The 16,632-nt window shown below is 65.7% G+C and carries 13 protein-coding genes; all 13 read right to left on the bottom strand.

Annotated features, from left to right (window positions below; all coding sequences use genetic code 11):
* Positions 1-6 precede the first annotated feature (6 nt).
* The 13 genes from ACJ7Z0_RS21455 to ACJ7Z0_RS21395 all read right to left on the bottom strand — a co-directional run bounded on the left by ACJ7Z0_RS21455 (position 7) and on the right by ACJ7Z0_RS21395 (position 16,409).
* Positions 7-4,773 carry a glutamate synthase-related protein gene (locus ACJ7Z0_RS21455; protein ID WP_434791455.1) on the bottom strand — a complete coding sequence of 1,589 codons (4,767 nt, stop codon included), beginning with the start codon at positions 4,771-4,773 and terminating at the stop codon, positions 7-9.
* Positions 4,774-4,959: 186 nt separating this feature from the next.
* Positions 4,960-5,655, bottom strand: coding sequence for a transposase (locus tag ACJ7Z0_RS21450; protein ID WP_434791454.1), 696 nt, complete (start codon positions 5,653-5,655; stop codon positions 4,960-4,962).
* A gap of 34 nt (positions 5,656-5,689) precedes the next feature.
* Positions 5,690-6,571, bottom strand: a complete 882-nt coding sequence (locus ACJ7Z0_RS21445) for a class I SAM-dependent methyltransferase (RefSeq protein ID WP_434792704.1) — start codon at positions 6,569-6,571, stop codon at positions 5,690-5,692.
* Complete coding sequence (locus tag ACJ7Z0_RS21440; RefSeq protein WP_434791453.1) at positions 6,571-7,146, bottom strand: DUF1415 domain-containing protein; 576 nt, start codon at positions 7,144-7,146, stop codon at positions 6,571-6,573. The genes ACJ7Z0_RS21445 and ACJ7Z0_RS21440 overlap by 1 nt, the downstream gene beginning before the upstream one ends.
* Positions 7,143-8,408, bottom strand: coding sequence for an MFS transporter (locus tag ACJ7Z0_RS21435; RefSeq protein ID WP_434791452.1), 1,266 nt, complete (start codon positions 8,406-8,408; stop codon positions 7,143-7,145). The genes ACJ7Z0_RS21440 and ACJ7Z0_RS21435 overlap by 4 nt, the downstream gene beginning before the upstream one ends.
* A gap of 62 nt (positions 8,409-8,470) precedes the next feature.
* Positions 8,471-9,601: a deoxyguanosinetriphosphate triphosphohydrolase gene (locus tag ACJ7Z0_RS21430; RefSeq protein ID WP_434791451.1), complete on the bottom strand. Its 1,131-nt coding sequence runs from the start codon at positions 9,599-9,601 to the stop codon at positions 8,471-8,473.
* A 22-nt stretch (positions 9,602-9,623) separates the two neighbouring features.
* On the bottom strand, positions 9,624-10,736 hold the full coding sequence (aroB, locus tag ACJ7Z0_RS21425) for a 3-dehydroquinate synthase (protein ID WP_434791450.1): 1,113 nt from the start codon (positions 10,734-10,736) through the stop codon (positions 9,624-9,626).
* Between the two features lie 33 nt (positions 10,737-10,769).
* Positions 10,770-11,318: a shikimate kinase gene (locus tag ACJ7Z0_RS21420; RefSeq protein ID WP_434791449.1), complete on the bottom strand. Its 549-nt coding sequence runs from the start codon at positions 11,316-11,318 to the stop codon at positions 10,770-10,772.
* A 23-nt stretch (positions 11,319-11,341) separates the two neighbouring features.
* Positions 11,342-13,486: a type IV pilus secretin PilQ gene (locus tag ACJ7Z0_RS21415; protein ID WP_434791448.1), complete on the bottom strand. Its 2,145-nt coding sequence runs from the start codon at positions 13,484-13,486 to the stop codon at positions 11,342-11,344.
* A complete protein-coding gene (locus ACJ7Z0_RS21410; protein WP_434791447.1) occupies positions 13,483-14,028 on the bottom strand; it encodes a pilus assembly protein PilP in 546 nt (181 codons plus the stop codon). The genes ACJ7Z0_RS21415 and ACJ7Z0_RS21410 overlap by 4 nt, the downstream gene beginning before the upstream one ends.
* On the bottom strand, positions 14,025-14,705 hold the full coding sequence (locus ACJ7Z0_RS21405) for a type IV pilus inner membrane component PilO (protein ID WP_434791446.1): 681 nt from the start codon (positions 14,703-14,705) through the stop codon (positions 14,025-14,027). Before ACJ7Z0_RS21405 ends, ACJ7Z0_RS21410 begins: the two co-directional genes overlap by 4 nt.
* A gap of 7 nt (positions 14,706-14,712) precedes the next feature.
* The gene (locus ACJ7Z0_RS21400; RefSeq protein WP_434791445.1) at positions 14,713-15,333 is read right to left on the bottom strand and encodes a PilN domain-containing protein; all 621 of its coding nucleotides are present in this window, start codon (positions 15,331-15,333) and stop codon (positions 14,713-14,715) included.
* Positions 15,330-16,409, bottom strand: a complete 1,080-nt coding sequence (locus tag ACJ7Z0_RS21395) for a pilus assembly protein PilM (protein ID WP_431124316.1) — start codon at positions 16,407-16,409, stop codon at positions 15,330-15,332. Before ACJ7Z0_RS21395 ends, ACJ7Z0_RS21400 begins: the two co-directional genes overlap by 4 nt.
* Between the last annotated feature and the right edge of the window lie 223 nt (positions 16,410-16,632).

Here is a 16,632-nt window from a genome sequence, read left to right as displayed (position 1 = left end):
GGGCGCTCAGACCGAAGCCGGCGACGTCTGCGGTGCGGGAGCCAGCGCGTGCGGCTCAAGGCCCACGTGCGCGTTGTTGCCGCTGCTCGTGAGTTCGACCTTGCGGTCGTGCAGCTCGGCGAGCGCGCGCTTGTATTCGTTCGGGAACACCTTGACGAACTTGGTGCGCGACACGGCCCAGTTGTCGAGCAGTTCGCGCGCGCGCTTGCTGCCGGTCCAGCGGTGATGCTCTTCGAGCAGCTTCTTGAGCTGGGCCTCGTCGGTTTCGCCGCCGTGCCAGATCTTGCGGTGCACGCTTGCCAACTGCTCGGCCGAGGTCAGCACCTTGTCGAGCGACACCATCGAGAGATTGCAGCGCGTGGCGAACTGGCCGTCTTCGTCGTAGACGAAAGCCACGCCGCCGCTCATGCCGGCCGCGAAGTTGCGTCCCGTCTTGCCGAGCACCGCGACCGTACCGCCGGTCATGTATTCGCAGCCGTGGTCACCGGTGCCTTCGATGACGGCCGTGGCACCCGACAGGCGCACCGCGAAGCGTTCGCCGGCCACGCCGCAAAGATACGCTTCACCGGTGGTCGCACCGTAAAGCGCCGTATTGCCGACGATGGTGTTGCGCGCCGCTTCTCCGCGGAAGTCGAGGCTCGGGCGCACCACCACGCGGCCGCCCGAGAGGCCCTTGCCGGTGTAGTCGTTGGCATCGCCGATCAGGTAGAGCGTGATGCCGCGCGCCAGGAAGGCGCCGAACGACTGGCCGCCCGTGCCTTCGAGCTGGATGCGGATCGAGTCGTCGGGCAGGCCTTGCGGATGCACCTTGGTCAGCGCGCCCGACAGCATGGCGCCCACCGAGCGGTTGACGTTGCGCGCCACCTCGATGAACTGCACCTTCTCACCGCGCTCGATCGCCGGGCGCGACTTCTCGATGAGCTTGACGTCGAGCGCACGCTCGAGACCATGGTCCTGGTTCTCGACGTGGTAGCGCGGTACGTCGGCCGGCACGATGGGCAGCGCGAACAGGCGGCTGAAGTCCAGGCCCGAAGCCTTCCAGTGCTCGATGCCCTTGCGCATGTCGAGCAGGTCGGCGCGGCCGATCAGGTCGTCGAACTTGCGGATGCCGAGCTGGGCCATGATCTGGCGCACTTCTTCGGCCACGAAGAAGAAGTAGTTGACGACGTGCTCGGGCTTGCCCGAGAACTTCTTGCGCAGGATCGGGTCTTGCGTGGCCACGCCCACCGGGCAGGTGTTGAGGTGGCACTTGCGCATCATGATGCAGCCTTCAACCACCAGCGGCGCGGTGGCAAAGCCGAATTCGTCCGCGCCCAGCAGCGCGCCGATGGCGACGTCGCGGCCGGTCTTCATCTGGCCGTCGGCCTGCACGCGGATGCGGCTGCGCAGGCGGTTGAGCACCAGCGTCTGCTGCGTTTCGGCCAGGCCGATTTCCCACGGGCTGCCCGCGTGCTTGATCGACGACCAGGGCGATGCGCCCGTGCCGCCGTCATGGCCCGCGATCACCACGTGGTCGCTCTTGCACTTGGCCACGCCGGCCGCGATGGTGCCCACGCCGATTTCGCTCACCAGCTTGACGCTGATGCTGGCATGCGGCGCGGCGTTCTTCAGGTCATGGATCAGCTGCGCCAGGTCTTCGATGGAATAGATGTCGTGGTGCGGCGGCGGCGAGATCAGGCCCACGCCCGGCACCGCATAGCGCTGCTTGCCGATGTATTCGGTGACCTTGCCGCCGGGCAGCTGGCCGCCTTCGCCGGGCTTGGCGCCTTGCGCCATCTTGATCTGGATCTGGTCGGCCGAATGCAGGTATTCGGCCGTGACGCCGAAGCGGCCCGAAGCCACCTGCTTGATGCGCGAACGCAACGAGTCGCCGTCCTTGAGCGGCAGGTCGACCTCGACGTTGGCCGCGCCGATCACGCTCTTGAGCGTATCGCCCTGCTTGATCGGGATGCCCTTGAGCTCGTTGCGGTAGCGCGCCGGGTCTTCGCCGCCCTCGCCCGTGTTGCTCTTGCCGCCGATGCGGTTCATGGCAATGGCGAGCGTGGCGTGCGCCTCGGTGCTGATCGAGCCGAGCGACATCGCACCGGTGGCAAAGCGCTTGACGATTTCGGCAGCGGACTCGACCTCGTCGACCGGGATGGCCTTGGCGGGATCGATCTTGAACTCGAACAGGCCGCGCAGCGTGAGGTGGCGGCGGTTCTGGTCGTTGATGAGCTGCGCGTATTCCTTGTACGTGTTCCAGTTGTTGGAGCGCGTGCTGTGCTGCAGCTTGGCGATGGCGTCGGGCGTCCACATGTGCTCTTCGCCGCGGGTGCGCCAGGCGTATTCGCCGCCGGCATCGAGCATGTTGGAAAGAATCGGGTCGTCGCCGAATGCCGCCTTGTGCATGCGGATGGCTTCCTCGGCAATCTCGAACACGCCGATGCCCTCGACGCGGCTCGCGGTGCCGGTGAAGTACTTGTTCACCGTCTCGGTGTTGAGGCCGATGGCTTCGAACAGCTGGGCGCCGCAATAGCTCATGTAGGTGCTGACACCCATCTTCGACATGATCTTCGAGAGACCCTTGCCGATGGCCTTGACGTAGTTGTAGACCGCCTTCTCCGCGCTCATGTCGCCCGGCAGGTCGGCATGCATGGCCGCCAGCGTTTCCATCGCGAGGTAGGGGTGCACGGCTTCGGCACCGTAGCCGGCCAGCACGCCGAAGTGATGCACCTCGCGCGCCGAGCCGGTTTCCACCACCAGGCCGGCCGTGGTGCGCAGGCCCTCACGCACCAGGTACTGGTGCACGGCCGACAGCGCCAGCACGGCGGGGATCGCGACCTGCGTCGGGCTCACGCCGCGGTCGCTCACGATCAGGATGTTGTGGCCGCCCTTGATGGCATCCACCGCTTCGGCGCACAGCGAGGCCAGCTTGGCCTCGACGCCTTCGTCGCCCCAGGCGAGCGGGTAGGTGATGTCGAGCGCATAGCTCTTGAACTTGCCCTGGGTGTACTTGCCGATGTCGCGCAGCTTCGCCATGTCGGCAAAGTCGAGGATCGGCTGGCTCACTTCGAGCCGCATCGGCGGGTTGACCTGGTTGATGTCCAGGAGGTTGGGCTTGGGGCCGATGAAGGACACCAGCGACATCACGATGGCCTCGCGGATCGGATCGATCGGCGGGTTGGTCACTTGCGCGAACAACTGCTTGAAGTAGTTGTAGAGCGGCTTGTTCTTGTTCGAGAGCACGGCCAGCGGGCTGTCGTTGCCCATGGAGCCGATGCCCTCTTCGCCGGCTTGCGCCATCGGGCTCATCAGGAACTTGATGTCTTCCTGCGTGTAGCCGAAAGCCTGCTGGCGGTCGAGCAATGCCACCTGGCTCACGGGCGCCTTGATCGTCGATGCGGCCGGCTCGGCCTTGACGCTGTCGAGCTTGATGCGCAGGTTCTCGATCCACTGCTTGTAGGGCTTGCTGTTCGCGAGGGTGGCCTTGACCTCCTCGTCGTCGATCATGCGGCCCTGTTCCAGGTCGATCAGGAACATCTTGCCGGGCTGCAGGCGCCACTTGCGCACGATCTTCTGCTCGGGCACGGGCAGCACGCCCGATTCCGACGCCATGATGACCAGGTCGTCGTCGGTCACGCAGTAGCGCGAGGGACGCAGGCCGTTGCGGTCGAGCGTGGCGCCGATCTGGCGGCCGTCGGTGAACACGATGGAGGCCGGGCCGTCCCAAGGCTCGAGCATGGCGGCGTGGTACTCATAGAACGCGCGCCGGCGCGGGTCCATGGTGGCGTGCTGTTCCCAGGGCTCGGGAATCATCATCATCACGGCCTGGCTGATGGGGTAGCCGGCCATCGTCAACAGCTCGAGGCAGTTGTCGAAGGTGGCGGTGTCGGACTGGCCGGCGAAGCTGATGGGGTAGAGCTTCTGCAGGTCGGCGCCCAGCACGGGCGAGGACATCACGCCTTCGCGTGCCTTCATCCAGTTGTAGTTGCCCTTGACCGTGTTGATTTCGCCGTTGTGGGCGACATAGCGGTACGGGTGCGCCAGCGGCCATTCGGGAAAAGTGTTGGTCGAGAAGCGCTGGTGCACGAGGCCGAGGGCCGAGATGCAGCGCTTGTCCTGCAGGTCGAGGTAGTAGGTGCCGACCTGGTCGGCGAGCAGCAGGCCCTTGTAGACCACGGTGCGGCTCGACATGCTGGGAACGTAGTATTCCTTGCTGTGCTTGAGCTTCAGGCGCTGGATGTTGGCGCTGGCGGTCTTGCGGATCACGTAGAGCTTGCGCTCCAGCGCGTCCTGAACGATCACGTCGTTGCCGCGGCCGATGAACACCTGGCGCAGCAGCGGCTCCTTGGCGCGCACGGTGGGCGACATCGGCATGTCGCGGTTCACCGGCACGTCGCGCCAGCCCAGCAGCACCTGGCCTTCCGCCTTGATGGCGCGTTCCATCTCTTGTTCGCAGGCTTCGCGCGACGCGTGCTCCTTGGGCAGGAAGATCATGCCCACGCCGTATTCGCCGGGCGGCGGCAGCGTGACGCCCTGCTTGGCCATTTCTTCGCGGTACAGATGGTCGGGCAGCTGGATCAGGATGCCCGCGCCGTCGCCCATCAGCTTGTCAGCGCCCACTGCGCCGCGATGGTCCAGGTTTTCGAGGATCTTGAGGCCCTGCAGCACGATGGCATGGCTCTTCTCGCCCTTGATGTGCGCCACGAAGCCGACGCCGCAGGCATCGTGCTCGTCGGCACCGGAATACAGACCGTGTTGTTGGAGATGTTCGATCTCGGCAGCCGTCGTCATGGCGCACTCCTTCATCAGTTTTTCGCAGGGATGTGAAGGATATTGCGATGCACAAAGAATGCCAAATACTTTATTGGGGGTCAGATTCCCATTAAATCCTGAGTCTTCTTGTCAGAAATAAATTAGGGACATATCAAAAAAAATAGCAAAAGGCCGACCACTGCAGCCCAACAGGCGCCAATCGAATCAGGAACGGGAGGCGGAAGGCGGACGCCCGGCCTTGGTCTTGGCCACCCGGCGCTCGGTGGATTTTTGAAGCGACGCGAGAAAATTTGCATCGCCAGCCGCCCATCCCCGCAAAGTGGCCTCGGTGAGGGCACCTTGGTCGGCAGGCCGCACACCGGCGCGCACCAACTCCGCATACGCCGCTTCACGCGCGAAGGGCGTGTTGCCGAGTTCCCAGTACAGCGGGTGCGGTGTCAGCAGCTTGTCGTGCCGCAGCCCCGCGTAGTGCCCGTGGCTGGACCACGGAAAGTCGCGCGCGTCGGATACCAGGCCGGCCCGCACGGGGTTGAGGTCGATGTACGCCATGCAGGTCAGCAGATAGCGGTCGGTCTGGATCAGCGTCGATCTGTAGCGCCCTTCCCAGAGGGTGCCGCTGCGGCCGTGGCGGTCGTTGAAGTAGCGCACATAGCTGCGCCCTACCGCCTGCATGAACTGCGGCAGCCCGGTGGTGGTGCTGGGCGTTGCCAGCAAATGGAAATGGTTGTCCATCAGCACGTAGGCGTGCAGTGCCACGCCAAAGCGCGCGGCCGCGTCCGCCAGCAGGCCGAGCAGCCGCTCGTGGTCCGCGCGGTCGACGAAGATCACCTGGCGGTTGTTGCCGCGCTGGATCACGTGGTGCGGCATGTCGGCGAGCGTGAGGCGGGGCAGGCGGGCCATGGCGTCAATCGAACGAGCGCGCTCTCGCGGGTTTTCAGGACAGGCGAAACCGCGTATCGCCCAAGGCATCGAGTCCGAATTGCGACAGCAGCTCGCCGAGCCGCGTCGCGGCGGCGGCCTTGCGCTGCCCGGTGTGGCGCGCCAGGATCAGTTCGTTCTTCATGCTGTGCTCCCAGCCCACCAGTTCGGTGACGGTGACGCTGTAGCCATTGGCTTCGAGATAGAGGCAGCGCAGCACGTTGGTGAGCTGGCTGCCTATCTCGCGCGTGTGCAGCGGATGGCGCCAGAGTTCGGCCAAGGGCGTTCGCGACAGGGCTAGCGCCTTGGTTTCGCGCAGGCACGCCGCCACCTCGGCCTGGCAGCAGGGCACCAGCACCATGCAGCGCGCCTTCTTCGCGAGCCCGAAGGCGATGGCGTCGTCGGTCGCGGTGTCGCAGGCGTGCAGCGCGGTGACCACGTCGATCCGCTCCGGCAGCTCGCTCGCCTGGGCCGATTCGGCCACCGTGAGGTTCAGGAACGACATGCGATCGAAGCCGAGTTGCCGTGCCAATGCCCGCGACTTCTCGACCAGTTCGCTTCGCGTTTCGATGCCATAGACATGGCCGCCCTGGCGCGCCCGGAAGAACAGGTCGTAGATGATGAAGCCGAGGTACGACTTGCCGGCGCCATGGTCGGCCAGCGTGGCCTCGGCTCCGCCACCGGGCAGCTCGCGCAGCAATTGCTCGATGAACTGGAACAGGTGGTAGACCTGCTTGAGCTTGCGCCGAGAATCCTGGTTGAGACGGCCCTCGCGCGTGAGGATGTGCAGCTCCTTGAGCAGCTCGACGGACTGCCCCGGACGCAGAACCTCCGCCAGCTCGGCTTCGGCCTTGGAGGCCTTGGCGGTCTTCACCGCCTTGGTCGCTTGTGCATTCATCATGATCGGGCGCTCCCTGGGCCCACGTCGAGCGCGGCCCAGCCATGCGGACCCAATGCTTCGAGCGTTTCGATGTTGCGCTCGAAGATGGCTTCGGCCTCTGGAAACGCCTCGACCGCGCGGCTCACGCTGTCTTCGCGCAGCAGGTGCAGCGTGGGGTACGGCGCGCGGTTGGTTGCGTTCGTGATGTCATCGCTCTGCGATCCCGCAAATTGAAAGTGCGGATGAAAGCTCGCGAGCTGGAACACGCCGTCGAAACCCGCCCGGGCGAGCTTGCGTTCGGCGCGCGCCGTGAAATCGTTGAAGTCCAGAAAATCCGCCAAGGTGTTGGGTGCTATCAGCAAGGTGGTGTCGCGCACGGAGGCATCGAGCGCGGCGAGTTCATCGGCCTCTGCCAACAAAGCGTCGCTCAGCGCGGCGTCGTCGGCAGGCAGGTACACGGCATAGTGGATCTGCGCCTTCACATGCACCGCCTTCGCGAACGGACACAGGTTGAGCCCGATCACCGCGCGCTCGAGCCAGCGCCGCGTATCGGCTTCGGCCTGAATGGCGTCGATTGTCGCCGCGCCGCTCATGCCACCTCCGCCGCCAGGCGTATTCGCCCCAGGCGCCGCGCAATGGCCATGCCGGCCAGCGAGCATGCCAGCGTGGCCGCCCACGTCCAGTGCCAACCGCCGACACGGTGAGCCACCCACGCGACCGCAGGTGGCGCCAGGAATTGCCCCAGCGAAGAGGCCTGCTGCATGAGCCCGACCGTCGTGGAAACGGTGGTGGGCCCCGGCGCCAGGCGAACTCCGAGCAGGAACAGGGTGGCGGGCACCATGCCCCCGCCCAGCGAAAAAGCGCAGACCGCGGCATAGCGCAGCGCTGGCGGCAGGCCGATTGCGTCGGCCCCCTGCCCCACCTGCGCGAAGGCGGCCACGCCGCCCAGCGCCATCGCCAGGAAGCCCCATTGCAGCAGGCGCTCTGGCGCAATGCCGCGCTGAAGCCAGCGTCCGCCCGCCAGGTTGCCGACGATGTTCATCGCGGCCGCGATGGCAGTGAGTACCGCGTTCCAGCCGGCCGGCACGCCGGCGCCGGCATAGATGGCTGGCAGGAAGCCGATCACGGCCATCCATTGCGCCGAATACACCGCGAAGCTCGACGCGACCATCCAGGGTGCGCGGGCGCCGACGGTGGCGCGCAGGCGCGACGACCAGCCGCCCGGCATGCCGCTGCCTGCCGCAACGGAACGAAGCCCGTCCGCCGGCACGGCCGACCAGAGCCAGAGCGCCGCGGCGGCCGAAACGGCGGACAGCGCCCACCACCAGTCGCCCCATCCGCCCCAGGCGATCAAGGCCGGCCCCAGCAGCAGCGCGAGCGCCACGCCCAGCGGCATGTATGCGCCCCACACGCCCAGCGCTGCCTTGTCGGCGCCCGCCGGAGTCAATGCGCGGATCAGCCCCGGCCCCGGCATGACCGCCAGGAGAAAGCCGATGCCTTCGACGGCACGCAAGAGCAGCAGCCATTGCACCGCATGCGCGCTGCCGAAAAGGCCGGCGCCCACGCCGCCGCCGAGCAGGCTGGCCGCCGTCAGCACCAGGAGCCCCGTCAGCATGCTGCGGCGCAAGCCGATGGTGTCGGCTGCCAGCCCGGCCGCGAGCCCCAGCGTCATGCTCGCCACCTGCACCAGCGAGAGCAGAAAACCCGCCTCGACAAGACCGATGCCGAGCGAAGCCTGAAGCGCCGGCACAGCGGGCGGCAGCTTGCCCAGGTGCAGCGCTGCGCTGACGCCGCCCAGCACCACCGCGAAGGCAGCGGCGGGAACGCGAGCGGGCACCACGGCCGTTGCGCTCATCGGAGCACCTTCGCCCTGACGGGCTGCGGTGCGAGCCCCCTTCGGAACGGCCGGGCGGGCGCTCATGCAATGCCTCGCCGGCCGGTCAGCCTTTCATGCTCGCGCATGGCAAAACGGTCGGTCATGCCGGCGATGTAGTCGGCCACGGCACGGTGCCGGTCGCGGCGCTCGGCATAGGAACCGGGCATCTCGGCGGGGCGCTCGAGGTAGGCGGAGAACAGCTCCCGCACCACCTGCTGCGCCTGCTCGGTGGTCTGCCTCACCTGCGGATGCCGATAGAGGTTGCGGAACAAGAAGCCCTTGAGCGCGTTGGACTGCACCTGCATGGTGTCGCTGAACGCGACGAGCGGCGGGGAGTTCCGCACTCCGTCCGCATCGGCCGGCTTCGCCGTTTCGATCGCTGCGCGGGTGGCATCGATCACGTCGTAGACCTGGGCGCTCAGCATGCGGCGGATCGTTTCGTAGAGCACGCGCCGCCCTTCCAGATGGGGATATTCGGCCAGCGCCTCGCAGCGGTAGCGCTCGAACAGATCCACCTCGCCGAGCTGCTCCACGCTGATGAGCCCCGAGCGCACGCCATCGTCGATGTCGTGCGCGTTGTAGGCAATGGCGTCGGCCAGGTTGCAGAGCTGCGCTTCGAGCCCCGGCTGCGTGCGGTCCAGGAAGCGCCGCGCCACGCCGTTGGGTTCTGCGGCTTCCAGGCGTTCCGCATTTGCGCGAGAGCAATGCTTGAGGATGCCCTCGCGGGTCTCGAAGCTGAGATTCAGGCCGTCGAATTGCGGATAGCGCAGCTCCAGGGCGTCGACCACGCGCAGGCTCTGCAGGTTGTGCTCGAAGCCGCCCTCGCCTTCCATGCAGGCGTTGAGCGTGTCTTGTCCGGCATGGCCGAAGGGCGTGTGGCCGAGATCGTGCGCGAGGGCAATGGCCTCGACCAGGTCTTCGTTGATTCGCAAGGCCCGCGCGATCGAACGGCCCAGCTGCGCCACCTCGAGTGAATGAGTGAGCCGCGTGCGGAACAGGTCGCCCTCATGGTTCAGGAAAACCTGGGTCTTGTAGACCAGCCGCCGAAACGCGGTGGAATGCACGATGCGGTCGCGGTCGCGCTGGAAGGCATCGCGCGTGGGCGCCGGCGGCTCGGTATGCCGCCTCCCGCGCGACCGCGCAGGGTGGCAGGCATAGGCCGCGAGGTTCATGGCTGCACCCTTGGCGCTGCGCTCATTCCGCGCGGCAGCACTGCGCGAGCACTTCGCGCACGAGCGCATCGGGCGCGCTGCTGACCGCGGCTGAGCCCGGCTTGTCGATCACCACGAAGCGGATCTCGCCGGCTTCGGATTTCTTGTCGACCCGCATCAATTCGAGATACCGGTCGGCACCCAGCGCGGGGCCGACGGTCGGCAGACCAGCCCGCTCGATCAGCCGCGTGAGCCGCTGGACGAATGCCGCATCGATGCCGCCCAGCCGCTGCGACAGGTGCGCCGCCATGACCATGCCGCAACCGACCGCTTCGCCGTGCAGCCATTCGCCGTAGCCGAGGCCCGACTCGATGGCGTGGCCGAAGGTGTGGCCGAAGTTGAGAATGGCGCGCAGGCCGGTCTCGCGCTCGTCCTGCCCGACGACCAGCGCCTTGATCTCGCAGCTGCGCTTGACCGCGTAGGCCAGCGCGGCCGGGTCGCGGGCCACCAGCGCATCGACATTCGCCTCGATCCAGTCGAAGAACGCCATGTCGTGGATCGGGCCGTACTTGATGACTTCGGCCAGGCCCGCGCTCAACTCACGCGGCGGCAAGGTCTGCAGCGTGCCCAGGTCGCACACCACGAGCTGCGGCTGGTAGAACGCGCCGATCATGTTCTTGCCAAGCGGGTGGTTGATGGCGGTCTTGCCGCCCACCGACGAGTCGACCTGCGCCAGCAGCGTGGTCGGCACCTGCACGAAAGGCACGCCGCGCATGTAGCTGGCGGCCGCAAAGCCGGTCATGTCGCCCACCACGCCGCCGCCCAGCGCAAAAAGCACCGTCTTGCGGTCGCTGCCGTGGCCCAGCAGGGCGTCGAAGATCAAGTTGAGGGTCTGCAGGTTCTTGTGCACTTCGCCGTCGGGCAGCTCGAGCATGTGCACCGTGCGGAAGCGGCCGGCCAGCGCGGTGCGCAAGGCGCTGGCGTAGAGCGGTGCCACGGTGGTGTTGCTGACGATCAGCGCGCTGGCAGCGGTGGGAACGACGGCAAAGCTCTGGGGATCGTCCAGCAGGGCGGTGCCGATGAGGATGGGATAGCTGCGCTCGCCGAGCTGGATGTCGACGCGTTCGGGCGTGGCGGAGGGTGCGGACAATGACATGGCAGCGAGTTTAGGCGCTGCAGCCAGGCCAGCTCAGCCCGTGGGCTCTTCGGGCCGGGATCCCGGCACGACGATGCCGGCAAGCTCGAGCTGCATCACGATGATGTTCACCAGCATGGCGATCGACGGGCGCCCGGTGTCGACTACGTCGTGGGCCGTCTCGCGGTAGAGCGGGTCGCGCGCATCGTGCAGCTCGCGCAAGCGGCCGAGCGGATCCGCCACCTGCAGAAGCGGCCGCTTGACGTCGTGGCGCAGGCGCCGGAACAGATCTTCCGGGGAAGAACGCAGGTAGATCACGTGGAAGTGATCCCGCAGCTGCTTGCGGTTGGCCTCCCGCAGGACCGCGCCGCCGCCGGTGGCCAGCACGCCATGGGAATGCGCGGCCAGGTCGGCGATGACGGTCTCTTCGAGATCGCGGAAGGCGGTTTCGCCCTCGCGGTCGAAGTAGTCGCGGATCGAGCAGCCGATGCGCTGCTCGATGACATGGTCGGTATCGACGAAGGGAAGATCCAGGCGCGCGCCAAGGCGCCGGCCCACTGCGGATTTGCCGGCGCCGGGCAACCCGACGAGTGCGACCGCCACGCGGTGGCTGCTACGCCCGCGCGTCAGCGCGCGGCGTTGCGGTCGGTAATCATCTTCGGAGTGATAAAGACGAGCATTTCGGTCTTGTTGGCAACGCGTTCGCGCTTGCGGAACAGTGCACCCAGGTAGGGCACTTCACCCAGCACCGGCACGCGCGATTCGTCATTGGTTTCGGTGAGTTCGAAGATACCACCGATGACGACTGTGCCGCCGTTCTCGACCAGCACTTCGGTCTGCACGTGCTTGGTGTTGATGGCCGGACCTGCCGAAGTATTGACGCCGCGTGCGTCCTTGCTCACATCCAGCGTGAGGATGATGTTGCCTTCAGGCGTGATCTGCGGCGTGACTTCGAGCTTCAGGACGGCCTTGCGGAACGAAATCGACGTTGCGCCGCTCGACGTGGCCTGCTGGTAGGGAATTTCTTCGCCCTGCTCGATCAGCGCCTTCGTCTGGTCGGCCGTGATGACGCGCGGGCTGGACACCAGTTTGCCCTTGCCGTCGGCTTCGAGTGCCGAGATTTCAAGGTTCAGCATGCGCGAGAAGCTCGAATTGAAGAGCGAGATCGCGAAGGTGCCTGGAGAATTACCAGTACCACCGGCATCGCCCGAAGGCAGGTTGATGAAGTTGGAGTTGGTCCAGGTGGTGGTGGCGGTGTTGCCGCTCGCACCCGAGGTCACCGCCGGCATCATGCCCAGGTTGGCAAAGGCGCGGTTGCCCGACGACGAGGCGAAGCGCTCGCCGGCAATGCCGCCGCCCAGCCGCACGCCCAGCGACTTGCCGAAGGTGTCGGAGGCTTCCACGATCCGGGCTTCGATCAGCACCTGGCGAACCGGAATGTCGAGCTTCTGGATCAGGTCGGCCACTTGTGCCAGTCGCGACGGGATGTCCGACACGAACAGCTGGTTGGTGCGCGACTCCGCGATCACGCTGCCGCGCGGGCTCAGGATGCGCGTGGTGGTGCCGGAGCCGCCACCGCCGCCTGCCGAGGCGCCGGTTCCGGTCAGGCCTTGCGCAATCGCAATCGCCTTGGTGTAGTTGAGCTGGAACGACTGGGTGCGCACTGGCTCCAGGTTCTCGATTGCGGCCTTGGCCTCGAAATCGAGCTTTTCCTTGGCGTTGATTTCATCCTTGGGCGCGATCCACAGCACGCTGCCGTTCTTGCGCATGCCCAGGTTCTTCGCCTGCATGATGATGTCCAGCGCCTGGTCCCAAGGCACGTCCTTCAGCCGCAGCGTCAGCGAGCCGGTGACCGAGTCGGAAGTCACGATGTTGAAGTTCGTGAAGTCGGCGATCACCTGCAGCAGCGAACGGATTTCGATGTTCTGGAAGTTCAGCGAGAGCTTCTCGCCGTTGTAGCCGACGCCTTGGGTCAGCTTGGCCGGGTCCACCTTGCGGGCGCGGACTTCGACCACGAACTGGTTTTCGCTCTGGTAGGCGCTGTGCTCCCAGTCGCCCTTGGCCTCGATCGTCATGCGCACGCGGTCGCCCGACTGCTGCGAAGTGATCAGTTGGACCGGAGTATTGAAGTCGGCCACGTCGAGGCGGCGGCGAAGCCCCTCCGGCAGGGTCGACTTGGTGAACTCCACGACGAGGTTCTTGCCCTGCTGGCGCACATCGACGCCCACCTGGTTGTTGGGCAGATCGACGATCACGCGGCCGGTGTTGTCCGTGCCCAGGCGGAAGTCGACATCGCGCAGCGGCAGGGTGTCGCGATTGCGGTTTTCCGCAAAGACGTTGGGCGTGGACGAAGCCAGGGCCGTACCGGCCACGGGCTCGAGAATCACCAGCAGCGACTTGCCCTGGATCTCGGCCTTGTACGCGGTTGCCTGTTTGAGGTTCAGCACCACGCGGCTGCGTTCGCCGGCCTGAACCACGTTGACGGAACGCAGGTTGCCCTGGTTCACCTCGATGGAGGAGCGGCCGATGGCGTTCGTCACGCCCGGGAAATCAAGCGCGATGCGCGCCGGCGTCTGAACGGCAAAACCGGTCGGCACGGCCGTGAGCGGCTGTGCGAGGTCGATGCGGATCACCTCGGCGCCGGATTGCGTCGAGCTGGTCACCGCTTCGATGGCGTTTTGCGCATGGGCAATCGCGAACGCGCCAAATGCCAAGAGACCCAGCCCGGCGGCTCGCAGCCGCTGTGCCATCGTTGATTTTTTGTGATTCATTTGTTCGCACTCTCTTGCAGCTGCAATGTCGCCACGCGTTCGATCCATTCACCGGCAGCGTCTTGCACGATTTCACGCAAGGCGACTTCGGTTTCGTTGATACGGGTGATGCGCCCGTAGTTGAGCCCCAGGTACTCGCCGACCCGCACCTTGTAGAGCAGCTTGTCGACCCGAACCAGCGCCACCGGCTGGCCGTTGCGGTTCATGCTGCCCACCATGGCCATCGAGTCGAGCGGGAAAGCTTCGAGCGCCTCCTTGCGGCGCACCAGTTCAGGGGCGATCAGTTCCGACGTGCTGGGCTGGTTCGAATCCCGGCGCAGCGCCTGGGTCAGCTTCAGCAGGTTGAACGGCTCGAACGCCGACCCTTCGGTGTAGGCCTGGGGCGTGAACTTCTTGGGTTCGGTGATCGGCGGCACGTTGGGCTTCACCTGGGCGCGCTGCTCCACCATCCAGCGGCGCAGGTCTTCCTGCTCCGAATCGGCGCAGGCGCTCAGGCCCAGGGCTGCCATGACCAGCCACAGGATTTTGGCGGTCGTCCTCATTTCTGGGCCTTTGGCGCCGCGGCGCGTTTCTGGGCCGCCCGCTCTTCGTCATCGAGATAGCGGTAGGTGCGGGCCGTGGCATCCATCGTCAGCGTGCCGTCCTTGTCTTTTTGCGGAGCGATCGTAAGGTTGTTCAGCGTCACGATGCGCGACAGGCTCGCAACGTCGGCCGCAAAAGAGCCGATGTCGTGGTACCGGCCGGTCACGCGCACGGCGATCGGCAGTTCGGCGTAGTAGTCCTTCACCGAAACCTGTCCCGGACGGAACAGTTCGAACTGCAGGCTGCGCCCGAGGCCGGCCTGGTTGATGTCGGACAGCAATGCATCCATTTCTGCCTTGCTGGGGAGCTGCTTTTCGAGCAGCGTCACGTACTGCTGCACCTGCTCGCGCTGCTTCTTCAGCAGGTCGAGATTGGCGGCCAAGGCCACCTTCTTCTGGTAGTCGGCGCGGAGCGTGACTTCCGTGGCGCGCTCGCTCTCGAGCTCGTCGTTCGAATTGGTCAGCCACACGAACCACAGTCCGACCAACACCAGCGCGGTCACCACCAGGCACAGGACATAGCGTGGCACCGGCGGCCAACTGGCCGGGTCGTTCGCGTTCAGGTTGCGAAACTGATCGCCGAAGCCGCGCATTGCCGCGGCGACGTCGATTTTTTGGGAGGGGCGATTGCTTGCCATGATCCGTCTACCCCTTGACTTGCGCCGATGCGGCCAGCGCCTTGTCAGCCGCGGCCTTCTGCGCGTCGGTCGGCCGCTTCAGGCCGATGCGCATCGTGAAGTTCGCCACCCGGCGCTGATCGCGCTGGCTCAGGCTCACCGTCGCAGAAGTAATTTCGACCAGCTCGGGCTTGACCAGCCAGGGGCTGTTGTTGCCCAGGTTGCGCAGCAGTTCAGAGACGCGCTCGTTCGACTGCGCCATGCCCTGCAGCGTGACGGTCTGGTTGTCCTGCTTCATGCTGGTGAGATAGACGCCGTCGGGCAACTGCCGGACCAGCTCGTTGAGCAGGTGCACCGGCAGGTTGCGGTCGCCCTGAAGATCTTCGACTGCCTGCTGGCGTGCGCGCAGGGCTGCGATTTCCTGCTGCAGCGTCGAGATCTCCTTGATCTCGGCGTCGAGCTTGGTGATCTCGGTCTTCAGGAAGGTGTTCTTGGCTTGCTGGGCCGAGATTTGCGCCTCGAACCAGAGAAAGGCCAGGCCGGCGATCAGTACGCCCAGGACCGCGGCTGCGCCGAGCGTGCCGTAGAAGGCCTCGCGACGCCGCTTTCGCGCGGCCTCGCGGTGCGGAAGCAGATTGATGAGAATCACTGCACGAACCTCCGCATGGCCAGACCGCAGGAAGTCAGATAGGAAGGCGCTTCGCGCCGAACCTTCTTCTCGCGGATGTTGGAGCCCATTTCCATGCCATCGAACGGGTTCACCAGCGAACAGGCGAACGAGGTCTGGCGCGTGACGGCGCTGGTCAGGCTGGGCAACGAAGCCGATCCGCCTGCAAGCAGCACGTAGTCCACGCGGTTGTGGGGCGTGCTGGTGAAGAAGAACTGCAGCGCGCGTGCGATTTCCTGCGCGATGCTTTCAACGAAAGGCTTCAGAACGCCCGAGCCGTAGTCGTCGGGCAGGTCGCCGCTGCGCTTCTTGGCTTCGGCCTCTTCGGCGGAAAAACCATACTGGCGCACGATGAGCTGGGTCAGCTGGGCGCCGCCGAAGGCCTGGTCGCGGTCGTACAGCACCTCCTGGTTGCGCAGCACCTGCATGCTGGTGGTGAAGGCGCCCACTTCGAAAAGCGCCACGACGGCATCGACGCCCTTGCCCGGCAGCTGCTCGATCAGGCGAGCGGTCGCGAGGCGGGAGGCATAGGACTCGACGTCGAGGATCACCGCCTTCAAGCCGGCCGCTTCGGCCAGGCCTTCGCGATCCTGCACCTTTTCCTTGCGCGACGCGGCAATCAGCACTTCGACATCGCCGGCGGAGGCGGTGCTCTGTCCGGTCACGCAAAAGTCGAGGCTGACCTCGTCGAGCGAAAAGGGAATGTATTGGTTGGCTTCGGACTCGACCTGGATTTCGAGTTCCTGCTCGCTCATGCCACCAGGAAGAATGATCTTCTTGGTAATGACGGCCGAAGGGGGCAGCGCGAGCGCGACGTTGCGCGTTCGGGTGCCGCTCTTGCGCACCACCCGGCGAACGGCTTCGGCCACTTCGTCGAACTTTTCGACGTTGCCGTCAGTGATCCAGCCCCGTTCCAGGGGTTCGATCGCGCAGCGCTCCAGAACCAGCTTGCCGCTGGCTTCTCGGCCGAGCTCGACCAGCTTGACGCTGGACGAGCTGACGTCCAGGCCGAGCATGGGAGCGTTCTGACGGCGAAACAATGATCCGAAAGCAGCCAAGTTAGGTCCCTTTACCCCTGCATTTGTAACTATTGGAAAAAAGTGCGTTCGGTTGCATGCTAGCAGCAGGCGTTGCGGCAACCAAGCAACCCGAGCCGGCAAATCCTGGGAACGTTGTCAAAAGCTGACGTTGAAGCCACATTCAGTAACTTTTGGTTTAGGCCGCAACGATGCACCTAAGTTCGGCTCCCGGCAAGAGGGCGGCTTTTTATAATGTGCGGTG

This window comes from Variovorax palleresanus, from assembly GCF_051144945.1.
In the GTDB taxonomy this organism is placed as follows: domain Bacteria; phylum Pseudomonadota; class Gammaproteobacteria; order Burkholderiales; family Burkholderiaceae_C; genus Variovorax; species Variovorax paradoxus_S.
This window is presented reverse-complemented; position numbering and strand designations above follow the sequence as displayed.